Below are 19,973 nucleotides of genomic sequence, written 5' to 3'. Positions count from 1 at the left end.
ATTTACTCCAACCAAGATTTAAAATAATCGTCATCGGCTATTTTTAATGCTTCTTCGGTTACCTGTAGTGACTTAAAGGTATCAACCATAACGGCCAATTCATCCGTTTTAGTTTTACCAATACTTCGTTCTGTTGCTCCGGGATGCGGTCCATGCGGAATTCCAGCCGGATGTAGAGATATATGCCCAGCTTCAATATCATTTCTACTCATAAAATCACCATCTACATAATATAAGACCTCATCACTATCAATATTACTGTGGTTGTATGGCGCTGGAATGGACAACGGGTGGTAATCGTAAAGCCTAGGCACAAAACTACACACCACAAAGGCATCGGTTTCAAAGGTTTGATGCACTGGCGGCGGCTGATGGATACGTCCTGTTATGGGCTCAAAATCATGAATAGAAAACGTATACGGATAGTTATAACCATCGTAGCCCACCACATCAAATGGATGTGAGGCGTAAACCATTTCGATAATATCGTTTTGCTTTTTTACTTTAATTAAGAACTCACCGTTCTCATTATTGGTTTCCAACTCTTGCGGTCTTCTAATATCGCGTTCGCAAAATGGCGCATGCTCCAGTAATTGCCCAAACCAATTACGGTAGCGTTTTGGTGTGTAAATGGGACGATGAGACTCTACGATAAACAACCGGTTTTCATCGCTGTCAAAATCAATTTTATAAATAACACCTCGAGGCACCAATACATAATCGCCGTATTTAAAGTCTAAATTCCCCAAATGCGTTCTTAGTTTTCCTGAACCTTTATGAATAAAAATGAGTTCGTCGGCATCGGTGTTTTTGTAAAAATAATCTTTTGTCGATTCCTTTGGCGCTGCTAGAATGATGGCACAATCGTTATTAACCAAAATAGGCTTTCGGCTTTCTAAATAATCGTTTTCTGGTTTTACCTGAAACCCCTTTAAACGATAGGATTGAATATTATTGGCCTTAGCTATTTTTGGCGCTACACTGTACTGTTTTCGTATGGCTTTTACTTGCGTAGGGCGTTGCTCATGGTAACTGTTTGTAGACATACCATCAAAACCAATCGTGCCAAAAAGTTGTTCGTAATACAGGCTCCCATCTGGTTTTCTGAATTGCGTATGGCGCTTATGCGGAATTTTCCCAAGTTTATGATAAAAAGGCATTTTTATAATTTTAGAATTTACCCTTTATTATTCCAAAGGGCGTTAATCAACTAAAAATCAACGTATATAAATATACAAAAATGCCAGCTTACTCAGGATTTCTCTTGATAAGAAAATGAAGATGTTGAAGTAAACCTTTCCAGAAAAGCATCATATTGTTTCAAATATCGAAATTTTTATTGGATTAAAAAAAGCTACTAAAACCAAAAACCAAGGTTAAAAAACCATTTACCTGCACTGCGCTCGGGCGAGTAACTATATTTAACTTGCACGGGGCCCAAAAAAGTTTCTACAGCATATCCTAATGCATAGCCTCGATAATCGGGCAAAGTAAACCATTCGCCAGTATCAAAAATATTATCTTCAACATTGGCCCAATTGCCTTCAAGGGTAAGATGATGGTTTTTAAACACTTCGTAATCTGCCGTTGCCCACGCCTTGACATAACTGTTACCTGAAAGCGCAACAAAATCGTAGCCCAAAAAGGGCATAAAATTATTGATAAAGTAATTGCCGTAACCACCTAAAGCAAAATCGAGTGTTCTATTAGATTTATCGCCCAAGCGGAATCCTCCACTAGTTTGCAGATTAAACGCCAACTTATCTGAAACGCTAAACGCATAGCCCATTTCGGCTTTGGCTATTGAAAAATCCTTAAAATCTTCAACAAGCCCCTCGCCATAGAGGTAAATGTTTAAGTCGCCATTAAAGTAAACCCCACGATTTGGAAAGTATTTATCGTCGTAAGTATCAAGTTTTAAATTGCCTGCCAGGCTAAAATAATCGGTTTTGTCAAATAAAAAATCCTCATCGGGACTATTACCAGAAATCGTTTCTGAATGGATTTCCAAACGCTTGTGCTCTACCCCCATACTCAGGGAAAAATCTCGTCGGAACAGGGTTTGCAAATAAAATTGATTGGTTTGGTCCTCAAGTTTAACATCCAGTTTATTCAAGCCTGTAGCCATTAACTCTTCATCACTCAGTAAAAGCTGGGCATTTATTGCTTTATTGAACTGGTTAAACCGCGAGCGCAAACCTACACTCCAATAAAACCCTTTATCAATAAGGTAATCTAAATGGTACCTAACATTATCGCCCAACATCACATCGAGAGAGGCTATATCGTTTTTAAACAACAACCGCTTTTGGGTAATATTGAACAACGCAGCACTTTTGTATAAATCATCATAATGAATACCTAGTTTTAAAAAGGTATTCACTTCAGATTCTTTAACCTGGGCAACAAAATCGTAGCCTTCGGTTTCTGGTGTTTTTATAAGCTGATATTGAAATGCATCAAAATTATTAGTCGCTACGACATTGTACACACCTTTACTAAAGTCTTTATATCTAATTTTTTCATCACCCTTCAACTTTAATTTTCCTAGAATGTAAGCTCTAGTGTAGTTCTTATTGCCATTAAATTTAAAACCGTTAATCTTAATACTGTCAATGGGTTTCGGCCTCTTAACAGATTCTTTTTTAGGATGATTTGGTGACAAAGTTCTTAAAATATTCAGCTTAGACATAGCGGCCTCTTCACCTTCCGCTATTATTTCACCCCCTTTATCAAATGAAATAACATTAAAATCTTTAATCTTAGGCTTAATGTACACATCGGTTTTTTTGGCCTTCGATGTCATAGCATTGATGGTTCTAAAATTATTGATTTGAATTAAAACCTCGGGGGCCGACCCTAAATCTTCGCGCTTTGCCAAACCATCTTGCACATCAACTCCAATAATGATGTCCATACCTTTATCCCTCAGCTCATCAATAGGATAATTGTTTACCACACCACCATCAATTAAAATTTCATCTTTAACAACTACGGGTTGAAATAAAGATGGCAGTGCGCCACTTGCCATTAAGGCTTGCGCAAGATTACCTTTATCCAGAACGACTTGTTTTCCACTTTCTACATTCGTAGCAATACAAAAAAACGGTATGGGGAGTTTTTCAAAATCGTTTACCTGACTTACGGGAAGCATTAATTTAGTCAGTAAATCGTAAGCTACATGGCCTCTTGACAAAGCAGAAGGCAGTTTTACCTTAAAATTATTAAAAGGCAGTGTAACAGCATACCGTTCTGAATTATCGCGCTCATAAAACGCCTTAGATGCCCGTGGCAAATCGTCGTTAATAATGTTATCAAAATCGACGGATTGAAAAATAGAATCGAGTTGATTTCCGCTATAACCTGCGGCATAAAGCCCTCCAACTATGGCTCCCATACTAGTTCCGGCCACATAATCTACCTTTATGCCTAGACTGTCAATAACCTTTAAAACCCCAATGTGCGCCAAACCTTTGGCACCACCACCACTTAACACCAAACCAATTTTAGGCTCAGGGTTTTGGGCTTGTTTATTTTGCGCTTGCACGGAAAATAACACGAGTAGAAATAGGGTTAATATAGTGGGGGTTATCTTCAAATTAGTTTTCCATTTTTTAATTTCAGATTCCTATCTTTCACTTTCCATGGTAATACTCATAAACTTTTTTTGCCCGCGAGACGCCAACCACATCCTCAAGTTCATCAAGCTTAGCATGCGCCACCCGTTTGGCCGATTTAAAAGTTTTTAGCAATTCTACAACCGTTTTTTCGCCTATACCAGGTATCGTTTCCAATTCGGTATTCAAAGCACTCTTACTGCGTTTGTTACGGTGGCGCTCAATACCAAAACGGTGCGCTTCATTACGTAATTGCTGTATCACTTTTAAGGTTTCACTTTTCTTATCTAAATATAAGGGAATTGGGTCGTTTGGATAAAATAATTCTTCTAAACGTTTGGCAATTCCGATTATGGCAATCTCACCTCTTAAATTAAGAGCATCCAAGCTTTTTAATGCAGACGACAATTGGCCTTTACCGCCATCGATAATAATGAGTTGTGGCAACGGCTGGTCTTCATCCAACAAACGTTTGTAGCGCCGATAAACCACTTCTTCCATTGAAGCAAAATCGTCTGGTCCTTCAACAGTTTTTATATTAAAATGCCGATAGTCTTTTTTACTGGGTTTGCCGTTTTTAAAAACCACACACGCTGCCACGGGGTTGGTTCCCTGAATGTTGGAGTTATCGAAACACTCGATGTGCCTTGGCTCTTCGCTTAGTCTCAAATCGGCTTTCATTTGCGCCATAATACGATTGGCATGTCGATCAGGGTCTGCAATTTTTATTTGTTTGAACCGTTCCATTCTAAAATATTTGGCATTGCGCAACGATAAATCGAGGATGTGTTTTTTATCACCCAATTTCGGAACGGTTACTTTTATATCCTCACCCAAATCGACATTAAACGGCACATAAATTTCTTTGGACTTTGAATTGAAACGCTGCCTGATTTCGGTAATGGCTAACTCTAACAGTTCTTTATCGGTTTCATCGAGTTTCTTTTTAATTTCCAATGTATGCGCTCGAATAATCGAACCGTATGACAACTGTAAAAAATTGATATAGCCATAACTCTCATCGCTTACAATGGCAAACACATCTACATTGCTAATTTTTGGATTTACAATGGTCGATTTAGCCTGATAATTTTCTAAAACCTCCAGTTTTTCCTTAATTTTTTGCGCCTCTTCGAATTGCATATTTTCAGCAAATTCAAGCATTTGAGCTTTAAATTGCTGTAACGAATCTTTAAAGTTGCCTTTTAAAATTTCTTTGATGGCTTTTATGTTTTCGTTGTATTCGGCCTCGGTTTCCAAATCTTCGCAAGGGCCTCTACAATTTCCCAAATGATATTCCAAACATACTTTGTATTTTCCGGCATCTATTTTTTCTTCCGAAAGGTTATAATTACAAGTACGCAAACTAAACAGCCCTTTTATTAAATCGAGTAAGGTGTGCACGGTTTTCACACTGGTGTATGGCCCAAAATATTCGCTGCCATCTTTAAAAACACGTCGGGTGGAAAATACTCTGGGAAACCGTTCTTTTTTTATGCAAATCCACGGGTATGATTTGTCATCTTTTAATAAGACGTTGTATCGTGGCTGATATTTCTTTATGAGATTATTTTCCAGAAGGAGCGCATCGGTTTCGGTATCGACTACAATGTGCTTTATTTTGGCAATTTTTTTTACCAACACACGGGTTTTACCACTATCGTGTGTTTTTGTAAAGTAAGAACTGACCCGTCTTTTTAAATTCTTGGCTTTGCCTACGTAAATTATGGTACCGTCTTTATCATAATATTGATACACGCCAGGCAGGTTGGGCAAGGTTTTTATCTGTATATCTAAGTTGGGGGTATCCATTGATGTAAAGGTAATTATTTTAAATTTTTATTGCTTTGTAATAGTGCTGAATTAATACTTATCTTTTATAACTATTTTTGATTATTGAATTAATAAATTCTACATTGCGCCGCTTTTTGAATTAGCTATTTAAAAGCCCTGAAGCTGCAAAATAGAAGTACCCAAAGCAAATTGATGCGTTAGGGATAGTAACGGCATCCTTTTTAAAACCGTTTTAAAAGTACTTTACCCACGATAAAAGATTGCCTATGGAAATTTAAAGACTTCCTTAGCATTGACGTTTTAAAAAGATATAGTGAATAGCCCGGCCAACGCCAAAACAAAAATTAAAATGAAAAAAATAATAGGACGTGTTGATATTGTTGATTTCCCAAAGCTGGGGCTTTATAATATCAACGTAAAAATAGACACTGGGGCATACACATCGGCCATCCATTGTTCTAAAATTATTGAAGAAGACCAAAAGCTTCGCTGCATTTTTAATAGTGCTACCCATAAAAACTTTGGTAAGACTGAAATTGTGTTTGATGTTTTTTCGAGAACCGACGTAAAAAGTAGCAACGGATATAAGGAAAACCGCTACAAAGTAAAATCTGAAGTCATATTTTTTGGAAAAACGTACAAGATTAACTTAACTTTAAGCACGAGAGACGATATGAAATTTCCTGTACTTATTGGCAGGCAGTTTTTAAAACAAAAATTTATAGTTGACGTCGATTTAGACAACGTTTCTTACCTAACGAGCAAAGCATGAACATAGTTATACTCTCTAGAAATACGCATTTATATTCTACCGAACGCTTAGTTGAAGAAGGTGAACAGCGCGGCCATAAAATTGAAGTCATCGACCCGCTAAAATGCGACATCATTATTGAAAAAGAAAAACCGACCATTTATTACAAAGACCGTTATTTAGATTACGTTGATGCCATTATTCCACGAATAGGAGCGTCGGTTACCTTTTACGGTTGTGCCGTGGTACGCCAATTTGAAATGATGGGGGTTTTTACCATTTGTACCTCGGATGCCATACAACGGTCGCGCGATAAATTACGTAGTTTACAGCGTTTGAGCAAAGCCGGTATTGGCATGCCAAAAACCGTTTTCACCAACTATTCCAGAGATGTAGAAGAAGTTATAGAACACGTTGGCGGAACACCCGTTATTATCAAATTACTAGAAGGCACTCAAGGTTTAGGTGTTGTTTTGGCCGAAACCAAAAATGCTGCCGAATCGGTTTTGGAGGCCTTTAACGGACTTCAAGCGCGAGTTATTGTTCAGGAGTTTATAAAAGAAGCTGGTGGTGCCGATTTGCGCGCTCTTGTGGTTGATGGCCAAGTGGTAGGCGCTATGAAACGCCAAGGCAAGGAAGGCGAATTCCGCTCTAACTTACACCGTGGCGGACAAGCCAACATTATAAAATTGAGCCACGACGAGCTTAAATTGGCCATGAATGCATCCCGTGCCTTAAAACTACCCGTTTGTGGTGTTGATATGCTGCAATCTTCCAGAGGTCCTTTACTGCTTGAAGTTAACTCAACACCCGGATTGGAAGGCATTGAAGCTGCAACTGGTAGAAACATAGCTAAAGCCATTTTACGTTACATTGAAAAAAACGCTAAAGTAAATGGCTAAAAAAGACATTGATATTCTCAACATTTTAGGTGAAAGCATAAAACCTGGTGAAAGTAAAGAGGTTAATTTTGATGTGGCTAATTTGCATACCTCATCGCCCGTTCATATCCCGGTAATTATCGAACGGTCAAAAAAACCAGGACCTACAGTATTGTTTACTGCTGGCATTCACGGCGACGAAGTAAATGGTGTTGAAATTATAAGGCAACTCATTGCTAAAGGCATTAACAAACCCAAATGCGGAACCATTATTTGCATGCCGGTTATTAACATTTTTGGTTTTATAAACTTAAAACGCGAGTTCCCCGATGGACGCGATTTAAACCGCGTGTTTCCGGGTAGCCCATCGGGTTCTTTGGCCGCCCGCGTAGCGCACAAACTTACCAAGGAAATAGTACCGCATGCCGATTTGATTATCGATTTCCATACTGGTGGCTCGGGACGTTTTAATGCACCGCAATTACGCTATGCCAAAGACAAAAAGGATCTTGATGTTTTGGCCAAGGTATTTGGTGCACCGTTTGTGTTGTATTCAAAAAACCTATCGAAGTCGTTCAGAAAAGCCTGTAACAACCTAGGCAAGCCCTTATTACTTTTTGAAGGCGGTAAATCATTTCATATCGACGATGTGGTAACCAATTCGGGTGTTAATGGTTCTAAGCGCATTTTAAAACACATGGGCATGCTCAAAACGGTTTTTAAATCGAGCAAACCCAAAACCGAATGTGTTTTTATAAACGACAGCCGTTGGCAACGGGCCAAATATTCCGGGATGTTTAAAGCCTCAATCTCCATTGGGGCTCACGTTCAAAAAGACGATATACTGGGCAATATTACCGATCCCTATGGCAAGTTTAATTATTTTGTTCGGGCATCAAACACCGGCTATATCATTAACGTTAACGAATCGCCCATCGTTTACCAAGGTGATGCTTTGTTCCATATTTCCAATAAACTAAAAAGGTCGCAAAATGACCAAAAATGAGCTTCGGAGAACATATAGGTCGCTACGAAAAAACCTGTCGCTAAACGATGTTGAAGATTTAAGTTTAGCTATAGCCAACCAAGTTTTAAAACTACCAGTTTGGAATGCTTCATTTTATCATATTTTCCTTTCTATTAAAGAACAAAAAGAAGTAAATACCGACTATATTTTGAATATTTTATCGGGTAAGGACAAAAACATTCTGGTATCCAAGAGTGATTTTGAAACGGGAGAAATGACTCATTTTTTACTCACCGACAGCACCAAAATTAAAAAGAATGCATATAACATTCCTGAGCCTGTAGATGGCATTGAAATTAGTGACGATAAAATCGATATCGTTTTTATTCCGCTTTTGGCCTTCGATAAAAAAGGAAACCGCATTGGTTACGGCAAAGGGTTTTACGACCGCTTTTTATCAAATTGCAAGCCCGAAACCTTAAAAATCGGATTGTCGTTTTTTGAAGCCGAAAACGAAATCACAGATGTTTTTGAAAGTGATGTAAAGTTAGATTTTTGTGTAACACCAAAAAGCATTTACAAGTTTTAGTTATTACAGTTTTCGCAGTAGGTTTTTCTTAAGTAAACGTTATCCAATAACTGAAACGTTATACCATCTTTTTCGACCGAATTAAACAATTTACAGAACCTTTCTTTATTAATGTTTCTTGCATTGAGCATTATAAGTCTGTAATTTGGCTTTTCCGTCAGGTCTTTATTGATCAATGTTAAGTTTAAGTAATAAAACAGCAGGTTTTCATCTGTATCAATGCTCCTTACTTTATTTTTTAATAATTGTTCTGCCAAATCTGAATGCGCGTAATAACTAAAAAATTGAGCTAAGCTAAAATAATCATAATCAGACAGTGCTATTTTTTTATAATTTTCGTTTATAAAGTCAACCGATTTGTCTTTTTCTTCATAATCTCTAAGTTCCATTAAATTTTCGGCTCTTACAATATGAAAGTTTATCATCAATCTTAGAGTAAGAGCATTTGGGACACCATTTTTCTTTAATGCCTTGATTTCTCGCATCAAGTCCGACTCATTTACATCAATAGCGTTATATCTCCAAAGAAAAATCTTCAACGCGGTGAGATTATATAAAATATCTGCATTTTCAGAATCTAGCTTTTCAATATCTAACAGTTCGTTATAAACAATAAGTCCTAAGCGTTCATCAAAAATATATTTAAAGGCTGAATTTTTATTGAGCAGTTTTACAAACTGTTTTTGTTTTGGTATTTCCATGTTTTCCAAAACGGAAAGTGGCGCTTCTTTTGTGTTAATTCTATTGAAAATTGAAGTTTGCAACTTATTTGCTTTATCCAGGTTTTCACCTTCAACTGCTTTATTGAATTCGTACAATAACTCATTAACAGACTTACCTTGATCTAATTCCTTGTTAACCAACCCCATTTCTACAACTGCTTTTCGGTGGTTTTTAAAAATGTGTTCCATTTCTCGTGACATGGAACCAGCTATTTTAGCTCTAATTTCATTTTTGGTCAACGATTTTAACGCTTCATATTTGGTTCCTTCAATGTCTTTGAAAAACTCCACCCAGTTTTCGGATGTAGAAACTTCGGTTTGGATTGTGGGAATTTGAAATCCCTGAATTGCTTTTGTTATACTTTTTGCGCGTTGTTCTTGTAATTCATGGTTTCTGCTAGAAATACCTTCTATAGATGAATACGCCTTTATTTTTAAGATATTAACGTTATAATTTGACAATCGCAAAGAATCATAAATAGGTTTTATATCCGCTTGAGAGTAGCTGGATTTATTCTTTTTAAAGGGGACTATAAATTTTAATGTTTTACTACTGGTTGTGAACTCTTGTTGCTCTGAAGATTTTATTTGTTTTACACCATAGGTTAATTCATCAAGATACATACCTGTATCTAAAAGGTCTCTAGAATAAAAATCTAAATTATAGGTAACATAATACCGGCAGAGGGTTTTGTTTCCAATAAACAAAATATTGTATTCCAATTCGTTTTCATTGCCTACCAAAATATCCTTAGGTATTTCGCCAATTTTTACCTTAAACAAACCTTCCTCAACCTCTTTTAAATTACTTTTTAATGTGTTAGAATAGACTGGCTTTAACAACAGCCCTTTTACCTGAGATTTTGGTAAGTTCTCTAAACTGCAGTCATACCTGTTTTTTAAAATAACATCTACAGCCAAACCGTCGTCTTCGTTTTTAAACACCGAACCGAACCAGTCTTTATCATTTACTTCAAAATAAAGACCGTTATCTTTTCGACTTATAGCATACTTGACTTCCTTAGGTTTTTGGCTAAAGGCTTTTATACAACTTTTACATTTTTTATCCCTGTCCTTACCAGAAAAATCGATATCATAGGTTTGCTGACAGAAAGATGTTTGAGTAAATAAGAGAACAAACAAGAATAAAATGAGGGATCTAAGAACCATTTAATTGAGAGACTATTAAATTAGTTTTCTACTACACAGCAATATTAACAAATACTTCTGAGATAAAACCTACAAAAGATGCTTTTTTTGAATTATTCTTTCTTCGAAAAAGCCTTTTTATTAAATACAATAAGCATTATAAACCCGGTGCTTATAGCTACATCGGCTATATTAAAAACGGGTTCAAAAAAGTTAAAACGCCTTCCGCCATAAAAAGGAACCCACTGTGGCAGGTCAATTTCAAAAAGAGGAAAATATAGCATATCGACCACACGACCGTGCAATAAGCTATCGTAACCACCCTGTTCTGGGAAAAACTCAGCAACTTGGCTAATGCTATCATCAAATAGAACACCGTAAAATACCGAATCGATTATATTACCCAAAGCCCCTGCAAAAATGCAGGCAATAGCCAAAATCAATATACGTGAACTTTGCTTTTTTGTGGCATCGTAAAGCCAGTAACCAATACCAAAAATGGCCACTATTCTAAAAAGGGTTAAATACACCTTAGCTGTTCGGTCTGAAATAAACGAAACAAAATCACTTATTTTTGTTCCCCAAGCCATACCGTCATTTTCAATAAAGTATATTTTAAACCAGCTGAATACATCTACACTCTCATGAAGCGTGAAATGGGTTTTTATGTATATTTTACTAATCTGATCGATTAATAAAATAATGAGAATTAATATAACAGACTTTTTTAGGGACATTAAAAATTCTTAAAAAGGGTTCTAACTATGATGGATCTACAAACAAAAAACGCCCCAAAACTATTTTGAGACGTTTCAAAATATATCATAATGAACGATTTACTTCTGCATATTCTTTGCTTCGATGCTTAAAGTAGCATGAGGCACTAACTTCAATCGTTCTTTGTTAATCAATTTTCCTGTTACACGACAAATACCGTAAGTTTTGTTTTCTATTCTGATAAGGGCATTTTTAAGGTCGCGAATAAACTTTTCCTGACGGATAGCTAATGCTGAATTCGATTCTTTACTCATTACTTCACTTCCTTCATCAAACGCCTTAAATGTTGGCGAGGTATCGTCTGTACCATTATTGTGGTCGTTCATATACGCACTTTTAATGAGCTCTAAATCGTGTTGTGCCTTATCTATTTTTTCTTGGATAAGCCCTTTAAACTCGGCTAAATCTTTATCTGAATATCTTGTTGTGTCTCCCATATTATTAATGTTTTTGGATAAATAGCTTGGTATTTACATTATCAAAAGCAATATCTATACCATCTTCTAATTTATCTATAATTTCAAGTTCATTTGTTAATGTTTCCGATTTAATATAGGTCATATTCGCATCAACGGCGCTTACAACCTGCTCGTCTTTTTGAAGCCTTACGTCAATTTTATCTGTAACCTCAAAACCAGAATCTTTTCGTAGATTTTGTATGCGATTAACCAATTCCCTTGCAATACCCTCTCTACGTAAATCGTCTGTAATGGTTACATCTAAAGCCACTGTAAAAGCCCCTTCTTTGGCCACCAACCACCCTTCAATATCTTGAGAAGTGATTTCTACATCCGAGCGATCTAATGTAATATTTTTATCATTAACAACAATCTCTAAACTACCATTTTGCTCTATTTTGTTAATATCTTCTGCCGAAAAGTTAATTACTTCATTAGCAATAGCTTTCATATCTCTTCCAAAGCGCGGCCCAAGGGTTTTAAAGTTTGGTTTTATTTGTTTCACTAAAACACCCGAAGCATCATCCAACAATTCAATTTCCTTAACGTTCACTTCGTGTTTTATCAAATTCTGCACCGCCAAAATCTCTTCCTTTTGCTGCTCGCTATCAATAGGAATCATTATTTTTTGAAGCGGTTGTCGTACTTTAATTTTCTCTTTTGCTCTTAACGACAACACCAACGAAGATATTGTTTGCGCCGCTTCCATTTTTCGCTCCAGCGCTTTATCAACAAAACGTTCGTTAAACACTGGAAAATCGGCTAAATGCACACTTTCAAACGTTTCTTTTTGGGTTACTGCATTTAAATCTAAATACAAACGGTCCATAAAAAACGGTGCAATGGGCGCTCCTAATTTCGCTATGGTAACCATACACGTGTACAGTGTTTGGTAGGCCGAAATTTTATCCTGCTCATAATCGCCTTTCCAATAACGTCTTCTGCTTAAGCGTACAAACCAGTTACTTAAATAATCTTGCGTAAAATCTGAAATCGCTCTAGACGCCCTTGTTGGTTCGTAATCGGCATAAAAAGCATCTACTTTTTTAATGAGTGTGTGCAGTTCAGAAAGTATCCAGCGGTCTATTTCTGGTCTTTCTTCTACTGGGATATCGGCTTCGCTATAATTGAAATTATCTAGATTAGCGTACAATTGGAAGAATGAATACGTGTTGTAGAGCGTTCCGAAGAATTTACGTTTTACTTCTTCAACACCATCCAAGTCGAACTTTAAATTATCCCAAGGGTTGGCATTGCTAATCATGTACCAACGCGTTGCATCGGCACCGTAGTTCCCTAAAGTTTCGAAAGGATCGACGGCATTACCCAATCGTTTCGACATTTTTTGTCCGTTTTTGTCCAACACCAATCCATTGGACACGACATTTTTATAAGCCACAGAATCGAAAACCATCGTTCCGATAGCGTGCAGTGTATAAAACCATCCACGGGTTTGATCAACACCTTCAGCTATAAAATCGGCCGGATAGGTTGTGCCATTATCAATCAAATCTTTATTTTCAAACGGATAGTGCCATTGCGCATACGGCATGGACCCCGAATCGAACCACACGTCAATTAAATCGCTTTCGCGGAACATTTTTTTGCCCGATTGCGACACCAAAACAATGTCGTCAACAATGTTTTTGTGCAAATCGATTTTAGCATAGTTGTCTTCCGAATTGTTTCCGACTTCAAAATCATCAAAAATATCTTTTGAAAGCACACCTGCTTCAACGGCTTTTGCCATCTCGGCCTTCAGTTCTTCCACCGAACCGATGCAGATTTCTTCTTTTCTATCTTCAGTTCTCCAAATTGGCAACGGAATGCCCCAATAGCGTGAGCGCGATAAGTTCCAATCGTTGGCATTAGCCAGCCAATTACCAAATCGGCCCGTTCCGGTAGCTTTTGGTTTCCAATTGATGGTATCGTTGTGCGCCACCATTTTTTCCTTAACGTCGGTAACTTTAATAAACCACGAATCTAACGGATAGTAAAGTATTGGTTTATCGGTTCTCCAGCAATTGGGATAGCTGTGCTTATATTTTTCAACCTTAAAGGCTTTATTTTCTTCTTTTAATTTGATGGCTATTTCAACATCAACCGATTTGTCGGGTGCTTCGCCATCATCATAATATTCATTTTTAACATACTTACCGGCAAACTCGCCCATTTCTGGTCTAAATTTTCCTTGCAAGTCTACCAACGGTACCAAGTTGCCATCTTCATCTTTTACCAACATGGGCGGCACTTCGGGTGTCGCTTGTTTGGCTACCAAGGCATCATCGGCACCAAAAGTAGGCGCAGTGTGTACAATACCTGTACCATCTTCGGTAGTTACGAAATCTCCAGCAATCACCCTAAAGGCATTTTCAGGATTATCGTTTGGTAGAGCATACTGCAATAATTGCTCGTATTTTATGCCCACTAAATCTTTACCGACAAACTCTTTTACCACATAGAACGGAATTTTTTTATCGCCCGCTTTATAGGCTAATAATTCCGATTTATATTGAACTTGTTTAAATTTCCCAGAAAACTGATAGTTAACCAATTTTTTGGCTAGAACCACATTTATAGGCTGGTGGGTATACTGATTGTAAGTTTCTACCAACACATAGTCAATTTTTGGCCCCACTGTTAACGCAGTGTTGCTTGGCAATGTCCAAGGTGTGGTTGTCCAAGCTAAAAAGTGAATATCGCCTTCGTTTTGTAAAAAATCAGGGAGGGTTTCCGCTATAGCTTTAAACTGTGCCACAGCTGTTGTATCGGTTACATCTTGATAGGTTCCTGGTTGATTCAACTCATGGGAACTCAATCCCGTTCCCGCTTTTGGCGAATACGGCTGAATGGTATACCCTTTATACAGTAAATCTTTGTTATAAATTTGTTTTAGCAACCACCAAACACTTTCCATGTATTTAGGCTCGTAAGTAATATACGGGTCATCCATATCTACCCAATAGCCCATTTTTTCGGTAAGGTCGTTCCAAATATCGGTATAGCGCATTACTGCTTTGCGGCAGGCTTTGTTATAATCTTCAACCGAAATAGTCTTGCCAATATCTTCTTTGGTAATGCCCAATTCTTTTTCAACACCCAACTCAATTGGTAATCCGTGCGTATCCCAACCGGCTTTACGCTTAACTTGATACCCTTTTTGGGTTTTATATCGGCAAAAAATATCTTTAATGGCACGCGCCATAACGTGGTGAATGCCTGGCAAACCATTTGCAGAAGGCGGCCCTTCGAAAAACACAAAAGTGTCGTTGTCTTCACGTGACGATATACTTTTTTCAAATATGTTGTTTTCCTGCCAATAGTTAAGAATTTCTTCTGCTACTTTTGGCAAGTCAAGTCCTTTATATTCAGGAAATTTAGCGCTCATTTACTGGTAATTCTTTTAAGTTCGCGAATTTAATGAATTTTGATAAAACCGCCATCCTTTCAAGCAATAATCGAGGATTGAAATTTTACATACACATTTCGACAAGTATTTTTAATTTGTATGATTTAAAAATAAGCTACAAAAAAGCCACAGAAATAATCCTGTGGCTTAAACTTTATCTTATAAGAGTTTTTTAATCTCTAGACATAAAAATACTAAGGATGTACCAAAATAACAGCATTAACGAGGCAAACAATCCTAAAGCCGCTGGTATATAATCGTCGGTAGTATATTTATTAACCATATTGGAGGTTTGGTATAAAATAGAACCTCCTGCCAACAAACACATACCGGCAGAAAACCATAAACCTAAATTAAAACCAAATAAAGAACCGGCGATAATAAGCCCAATGGCTATAAAAAAACCAATGGTCAATCCTGTTTTTAAAAAAGAAAAATCCTTTTTAGTTATGAATACCACCGCCGACAGCCCTGTAAAAAGCGCTAGAGTAACAACAGCCGCCTGGTTAATCAACTCGGGCCCAGACTCCATGTAAAACGCAGCGATATAGATCAATGGCACAAAAATGAAGGCTTCTGCTAAAATATACAAACCGTAGGCGAGGTATTGCTTGCTCTTATCCGCTGTTTTTAAGGCCATCCTCTCGGCGTAGTTTGTAATAAACATAAAACCTCCAAGCATGAGCAGCCATTTAAAGCCTTGCGTCATCGACAAAGCAAAATCTACAATCGCATCACTTTGTAATAACAAATATTCAAAAAGCACGAATACCAAAACACCACCTGCAACGTGTGCATAAGTGGTTTTATAAAAAGCCACTCGGTCTGCATCGGACACCTGACTTATAAGTAACTTATCATTTTGTAATTGTTCCATCAAATTTAATTTAGAGTTGAGCCTAAATTTAAAAAAAGAAACCGAATTCTTACTTTAAATAAGTAAAAATTCGGTCATCAGCATATTTTATTCTCCAGATTTAAATTATCCTTTTCAGATGAAACATATCCGAAACTAAATTTTAATTTTCAAAATCCTTGTATATTTCTTTTTCTTACCTGGAAATGTGACAGTTTGATTATCAGTATTAATCACGCCATCATTAACTCTGTAATAGACTTTAGATTCTTTATCGTCAATTAATTTTTCAAAATCGATATTACCTTTCTTGTTAATAGAAACCATATACAAATTAGATTTCTTTGCCTTAGTTTGATTAAAGGCTATTCTGCCTTGACCAATTTTCCGAATTTTATCTGAGCAATTGATAAAGAAATACGTAGACTCTCCAACTGGTATAGAAGTATAAGAACTATTACTAAAACCTGTTTGCGCTTTGTTAATATTCCTGGCCCACTTTAGACCTCCATCCTGGCCCAGCCTTATACTCATAATATCGTCGAAATGATAAACGACGTAAGTCCTCATCCCTCCTGTACTAGACATCATAGTATGTGTTGTAATATAGAATTCCTCGGCGTTAATAACAATATCTCCGTTTGACATCATATATACTCCCTTAAAATCAATGTTCTTTATCCCTTTTTCTGTTTTTCTTGATTTTTTGTTCTTTCTATCCCCATACTTGTCGGTCATAAATTCTTCAGAAAATGGTGAAAACTTTTCATTTATCATGCTCAAACTCTCAGGATCTAAATTAAACAAACACACACCGTTACACCTGTCCTCATCCTTTCTACCATAAAAACCCACACACGCCAACCTACCTGCGCCTTTAATTAATTCAAGCGAAGAAATGAATTTGTCATCATTTTTAAAACTCGTCTTTTCTTGCCCAGCAGCATCAATTTTCAATAATTCGAAATGATAATTCGCTTTTCCTTTTTTCTTTGATTTCCGCGAATCGTTTTCAAAAACCTTTCCTAAAAAATAAACAGTTCCGTCAGTATCAGCAACATCAATACTTTCATATTCAAATAATTTATCTTTGATTTCTTTATTCACCAAGGCATCGTAGACCTTCTCAAAATTATTGTTAAAAACAAATATTTTGTGAGTTTCTTTATTCTTGTCCTTTATATCAAAATTTATAACGAAGAACTTTTTGCTAGCAGAAAAAACAACCTCGCCTAAATGATTTCTATCCATCTGAGAAAAATTACTTATGAAAAATGGAAAAAGGGCAAATCCAAAATATTTTTGCATCTTATCCTCAGAAAAAGAAATCAACTCCTTTTTACTAAATTTTAAATCCTCGAGGTTTGCAGAAACAGTATTGAAAACAACTCTATCTTCTTTCTTGACATGTTCAAACTCTATTAAATGCAACTTACCGTCTTTAATAAAAGCATTTTTAATATAATTATCGTCAACTTCATATTCTACTTCATTTAAAAGTTCAAGGTTATCATTGAAATGTTGAATATAATACCCTTTTAGTTTTTGTACCATACCGCCTCTATATGATCGAATTGTAATAACATCTCCGTTTGATGCTTCTAATGAAAAATCTAAATAGCTATTTTTTTTTGAGTCTTTGAAGATTTCACTCTTAACCATTGAGACTTCTTGTGGATAAACCTTAAAAGCGAAAAAGGCAAATAAAATAAGTAATGTTGTTTTGGTTTTCATTCTTTCTAATTTAAGCTTCAAAAATAGGATAATTCTTATATTACCCAACAAAAAAGTCAATTAGAAAATCTAATTGACTTTTATTAATTAAAAATTAGAATACCTACTATTTTAATCTCTTCCTCCAAAAATTTGAAAACCCCAATACACAAGGTTTGCCAAAGCACCTATGGCGGCCACTAAATAGGTTCTAGCCGCCCATTTTAGTGCATCTTCAGAACCCGCATATTCTTGCTGTGATACCATATTTTTATTTTTCAACCAAGCTAAAGCGCGGTTACTGGCATCGTATTCCACCGGAAGTGTAATAAAACTGAATAATGTTGCAAAACCCATCATCGCCAAACCAGCAACGGCTACCCAATACCCCATACCAACTCCGGCAGCGGCACCTAAAATTAGACCACCTATAACCAACCACTGCGACATACCAGAGGTTACACTAACCACAGGTACTAATGCCGAACGCATTTTTAACCAATCGTAAGCTTGGGCGTGTTGTACGGCATGACCACATTCGTGAGCCGCAACTGCGGCTGCAGCGGCATTACGCTGATTGTAAACCGCCTCGCTCAAATTAACCGTTTTATTTTTCGGGTTATAATGGTCTGTTAATCGACCTGGCGTTGAAATAACCTCAACATCATAAATACCGTGGTCGGCCAACATTTTTTCGGCTATTTCGGCACCACTCATGCCGTTGCGCAATTGAACTTTTGAGTATTTTTCGAACTTCCGCTTTAGCGTGCTGCTAACAATCCAACTCACCAAGGCGATTCCTCCCAATAATATATAATATCCAAACATGTATTTCTTTTTTAAATTTTTAATTAAAGATAGCAAAAATAGAGCCAATAATCACGATATGATATTATGTCAGTATTTAAAGTTCTGTTAAAAATAGCGCATAAAAAAAGGCTGTCCAAGAAGTAACAAATAAACGTCATTACGAGAAATTTTTATTTCGAGGTAATCTCATAATTCTCAACTTGAATTCTAAAGATTCCTTCTCTTTGTTCGGAATGACGACTTCTTATACACCTCTATAAAGTTTCAATACCATTTTTATGCTGAAGCATATTCCAAATCGAAAGCCTCTGCAATTTCTTTGTAGACAATATCGCCTTTAACAATATTTAAGCCTTTAGCTAAAGAAGCATTTTCTTCACAGGCTTTTTCCCAACCCTGGTTGGCCAGCTTAGTAACATAAGGCAAGGTTACATTGGTTAACGCCATGGTTGACGTGTAAGGCACGGCTCCCGGCATGTTCGCCACACTGTAATGCACCACCTCATCAATAATATAGGTTGGCTCTTGGTGGGTTGTTGGCTTGGTCGTTTCAAAGCAGCCTCCTTGATCAACAGCTACATCGACCATAACGGTACCTGGGCGCATATCTTTCAACATATCTTTGGTAATTAATTTTGGCGCTTTGGCACCTTTTATTAATACTCCTCCGATAATCAAGTCGGAATCCATTATATGTTTTCTGATGTTATATTCACTTGAAAATTCACTGATGACATTATTAGGCATTGTTTCGCTTACATGGCGTAACGCTTTCATATTAATATCCAAAATAAATACGTTCGCTCCCAATCCAGAAGCCATACGTGCCGCTTGTAAACCAACAACACCAGCACCCAAAATCAGTACTTTTGCTGGCGGAACACCTGGCACGCCACCAAGTAAAATGCCACGCCCTTTTATAGGTTTTTCTAAATATTTAGCGCCTTGTTGAACGGACATACGTCCTGCTACTTCGGACATAGGAATTAGCAACGGCAAAGTACCGTCTTCATCCTCTACCGTTTCGTAAGCAATACAAATGGCCCTGCTTTTCAGCATCGCATTGGTAAGTGGCTCACTGGATGCAAAATGAAAGTAAGTAAAGACCACTTGGTTGGGCTTAATTAAATCGTATTCCTGCTCAATGGGTTCTTTTACCTTTACAATCATTTCGGCCGTATCGTAAATAGCCTCAATGGTCTCAAGAATGGTTGCCCCGGCATTTTTATAATCTTCATCTAAAAAACCACTATTAAAACCAGCATTTTTTTGCACAAAAACCTCGTGATTTCTTTTAGTCAATTCAAAAACACCAGAAGGCGTCATGCCCACTCGATTTTCGTTGTTTTTCAATTCAATAGGAACTCCAATTTTCATAGAAATATGATTTTTAAATTAGTCTTAACACCCCACAATATTACAACAATGAATTTATAAAAAACACAAAAACATTGCTTTTGTTAAATATTTAATACTCGAT

15 protein-coding genes are annotated in these 19,973 nt (G+C 36.8%); 4 read left to right on the top strand and 11 right to left on the bottom strand.

Translation table 11 applies throughout. The features are described 5' to 3' along the window. Positions 1–2: 2 nt before the first annotated feature. The 3 genes from GSB9_02485 to uvrC all read right to left on the bottom strand — a co-directional run bounded on the left by GSB9_02485 (position 3) and on the right by uvrC (position 5,429). Positions 3–1,160 carry a homogentisate 1,2-dioxygenase gene (locus GSB9_02485; GenBank protein ID UKM65914.1) on the bottom strand — a complete coding sequence of 386 codons (1,158 nt, stop codon included), beginning with the start codon at positions 1,158–1,160 and terminating at the stop codon, positions 3–5. 197 nt (positions 1,161–1,357) lie between these two features. Then, positions 1,358–3,598 (bottom strand): patatin-like phospholipase family protein, encoded by a 2,241-nt coding sequence (locus tag GSB9_02484; protein ID UKM65913.1) that lies wholly within the window; start codon positions 3,596–3,598, stop codon positions 1,358–1,360. Between the two features lie 37 nt (positions 3,599–3,635). Continuing rightward, entirely contained in the window at positions 3,636–5,429 is a 1,794-nt protein-coding gene (gene uvrC, locus GSB9_02483) for an excinuclease ABC subunit UvrC (GenBank protein ID UKM65912.1), read from the bottom strand. 331 nt (positions 5,430–5,760) lie between these two features. Here uvrC and GSB9_02482 point away from each other — a divergent pair, with 331 nt between their 5' ends. From GSB9_02482 to GSB9_02479, 4 genes are read left to right on the top strand one after another with little or no spacing between them, the layout of a single operon-like run. After that, on the top strand, positions 5,761–6,183 hold the full coding sequence (locus GSB9_02482; GenBank protein UKM65911.2) for a RimK/LysX family protein: 423 nt from the start codon (positions 5,761–5,763) through the stop codon (positions 6,181–6,183). Further along, complete coding sequence (gene rimK, locus GSB9_02481) at positions 6,180–7,064, top strand: 30S ribosomal protein S6--L-glutamate ligase (GenBank protein UKM65910.1); 885 nt, start codon at positions 6,180–6,182, stop codon at positions 7,062–7,064. Before GSB9_02482 ends, rimK begins: the two co-directional genes overlap by 4 nt. Further along, positions 7,057–8,049 (top strand): succinylglutamate desuccinylase/aspartoacylase family protein, encoded by a 993-nt coding sequence (locus GSB9_02480; GenBank protein UKM65909.1) that lies wholly within the window; start codon positions 7,057–7,059, stop codon positions 8,047–8,049. Before rimK ends, GSB9_02480 begins: the two co-directional genes overlap by 8 nt. Beyond that, positions 8,036–8,599, top strand: a complete 564-nt coding sequence (locus GSB9_02479; protein ID UKM65908.1) for a 5-formyltetrahydrofolate cyclo-ligase — start codon at positions 8,036–8,038, stop codon at positions 8,597–8,599. Before GSB9_02480 ends, GSB9_02479 begins: the two co-directional genes overlap by 14 nt. Here the strand turns inward: GSB9_02479 and GSB9_02478 are convergent. The 8 genes from GSB9_02478 to ald all read right to left on the bottom strand — a co-directional run bounded on the left by GSB9_02478 (position 8,596) and on the right by ald (position 19,870). Then, complete coding sequence (locus GSB9_02478) at positions 8,596–10,491, bottom strand: hypothetical protein (GenBank protein UKM65907.1); 1,896 nt, start codon at positions 10,489–10,491, stop codon at positions 8,596–8,598. The two genes, GSB9_02479 and GSB9_02478, sit on opposite strands and share 4 nt — an antisense overlap. 92 nt (positions 10,492–10,583) lie before the next feature. Then, positions 10,584–11,207, bottom strand: coding sequence for a lipoprotein signal peptidase (locus GSB9_02477; GenBank protein UKM65906.1), 624 nt, complete (start codon positions 11,205–11,207; stop codon positions 10,584–10,586). Between the two features lie 99 nt (positions 11,208–11,306). Next, positions 11,307–11,684, bottom strand: coding sequence for a TraR/DksA C4-type zinc finger protein (locus GSB9_02476; GenBank protein ID UKM65905.1), 378 nt, complete (start codon positions 11,682–11,684; stop codon positions 11,307–11,309). A gap of 4 nt (positions 11,685–11,688) precedes the next feature. Then, positions 11,689–15,093 carry an isoleucine--tRNA ligase gene (gene ileS / locus GSB9_02475; GenBank protein ID UKM65904.1) on the bottom strand — a complete coding sequence of 1,135 codons (3,405 nt, stop codon included), beginning with the start codon at positions 15,091–15,093 and terminating at the stop codon, positions 11,689–11,691. A 193-nt stretch (positions 15,094–15,286) separates the two neighbouring features. Then, complete coding sequence (locus tag GSB9_02474) at positions 15,287–15,991, bottom strand: Bax inhibitor-1 family protein (protein UKM65903.1); 705 nt, start codon at positions 15,989–15,991, stop codon at positions 15,287–15,289. Positions 15,992–16,126: 135 nt separating this feature from the next. Further along, positions 16,127–17,704 (bottom strand): hypothetical protein, encoded by a 1,578-nt coding sequence (locus GSB9_02473; protein UKM65902.2) that lies wholly within the window; start codon positions 17,702–17,704, stop codon positions 16,127–16,129. 111 nt (positions 17,705–17,815) lie between these two features. Then, positions 17,816–18,511: a zinc metallopeptidase gene (locus tag GSB9_02472; GenBank protein UKM65901.1), complete on the bottom strand. Its 696-nt coding sequence runs from the start codon at positions 18,509–18,511 to the stop codon at positions 17,816–17,818. 258 nt (positions 18,512–18,769) lie between these two features. Then, complete coding sequence (gene ald / locus GSB9_02471; GenBank protein UKM65900.1) at positions 18,770–19,870, bottom strand: alanine dehydrogenase; 1,101 nt, start codon at positions 19,868–19,870, stop codon at positions 18,770–18,772. Between the last annotated feature and the right edge of the window lie 103 nt (positions 19,871–19,973).

The organism is Flavobacteriaceae bacterium GSB9 (genome assembly GCA_022749295.1).
Lineage (GTDB): Bacteria > Bacteroidota > Bacteroidia > Flavobacteriales > Flavobacteriaceae > Flavisericum.
Note: the sequence above shows the minus strand (reverse complement) of the source record. Positions and strands in the feature narration are given on the sequence as shown.